This window comes from Paraburkholderia podalyriae, from assembly GCF_014397785.1.
GTDB lineage: Bacteria > Pseudomonadota > Gammaproteobacteria > Burkholderiales > Burkholderiaceae > Paraburkholderia > Paraburkholderia podalyriae.
Genome location: NZ_VZQQ01000218.1, coordinates 1 through 1427, shown reverse-complemented (window position 1 = coordinate 1427; position 1427 = coordinate 1). Strand labels below are relative to the sequence as shown.

Annotated in this window: 1 protein-coding gene and 2 pseudogenes; all 3 read left to right on the top strand. The window is 60.6% G+C overall.

Annotated elements, in window-relative coordinates:
• Positions 1-79, top strand: a pseudogene (locus F6X42_RS46520) (IS6 family transposase); the annotation flags it as partial.
• Positions 80-296: 217 nt separating this feature from the next.
• Positions 297-623, top strand: a complete 327-nt coding sequence (locus F6X42_RS45120) for a (2Fe-2S)-binding protein (RefSeq protein ID WP_246530564.1) — start codon at positions 297-299, stop codon at positions 621-623.
• A gap of 415 nt (positions 624-1038) precedes the next feature.
• Positions 1039-1261 (top strand): annotated as a pseudogene (locus tag F6X42_RS42625) (DDE-type integrase/transposase/recombinase); the annotation flags it as partial.
• Positions 1262-1427: the final 166 nt, after the last annotated feature.

Here is a 1427-nt window from a genome sequence, read left to right as displayed (position 1 = left end):
AGGCCAATTCAGCCTCGCGAAGCTCGACCTCAAAGATACCGCTGCGCCCGCAGTTTGGAAGGCCGTGCTGTCTGCTTGATGAGGTCTCCGTTCTACAGAAATCTCGTCCAGACCGTCTATTTGCACCGGAGCCCTATGTCGCAGGCGACGGCGCTGGAATCGGCGGCGCAAAAGCTGCGTGCACACGCGGTGAACTTGCTGCTATCGGCGTCGCGCTTTCCTCGGGCGCACTGTCGGCCGGGCGCGCAAGCGAGCTTGCAGCGCCGCTGCGTCGGCGGCTCGCACATGAGCTGGCGATGCGGCCTCTGCTTGATTCGATCTATCGGCCGCGTACGGAGATTTTCACGCCGCCCGATGAGACGATTGTCTGTCGCTGTGAAGAGGTAACGGCTGGCGATGTGCGGCTGGCCGCGGAACTCGGCCAGCCGGGACCGAACCAGCTAAAGGCGTTCACGCGCGCGGGCATGGGCCCGTGTCAGGGCCGTCAATGCGGCTACACGGTTGCCAATTTGCCTGCGTCTGCGCAATGTCGCTCTGTTGCTGCGGTTGGTTTCCAACGTGTGCGGCCCCCACTAAAGCCGATAACGCTCGCGGAGCTCAGTGCATTTGACGAGTCGTCATGAGGGCGCGTAGCCATGCCTCGGGGCTCTCGACGTGGCAATGAGAGAGTATGGTGCAGACGTTTCAGGTCCCGGAAAGGTGAGCATGTCGCGAGACTAATTGGATTTCCCCCTTTCTGAGACGCCTACTCGGCCGCATTCTGCGCTGCCGATCCCGGCATGAAGATAGCGCTCGGCGAACGGTATTCGGCGTTGTGCTGCGTGTGCCTGAACGTTGTTTGTATTCTCTCGAAGGCGTCGCTGCACACGGCGCCCATCGTCGAGGAAGCGGAAGCGCTCGCGTCGCACGGCATCTACGTGAAGTTCGAGGGCGAGAAGGCGCCGACAGAGCCGCAGCGCTACGACCTCGTGCCGGTCGCCGTCGGGCGCAGCCCGAACGGCAAGAAGATCGGCGCCGAGAAGGCCGGAGTCGCCGTCACGAATCGCGGCTGCCGCGTGTCGCTACTTCGAGAAATCCATCGATCAGAACGGCGAACCGGAGACCATCGCCGTAGACAAAAGCGGTGCCAATCTGGCCGTGCTGCAAGTGATCAACGCCGAACGGAAAACGCCCATCAAGGTGCGCCAGGTCAAATATCTGAACAACGTTGTCGGACAGGACCAGCGCGCGATCAAACGTATCGTCAAACATGATGGGTTTCTAGGATTTTCGTTGCGCCCGCATCATCCTGTCGGGCATCGAACTCAATGAAATGAACGCCTCCCACCCGTAAGCAGTTGGGATAATGAAGGAGAGCGGACCGTCTAGGCCTGATGACATCAGAGTGCCCAGATAGAAGATCATGTAGGTCTTGACAGGCAACCGGA

Coding starts and splice junctions, on each gene's coding strand:
- F6X42_RS45120 (WP_246530564.1), top strand. CDS start 297: ATGCGGCCTCTGCTTGATTCGATCTATCGGCCGCGTACGGAGATTTTC.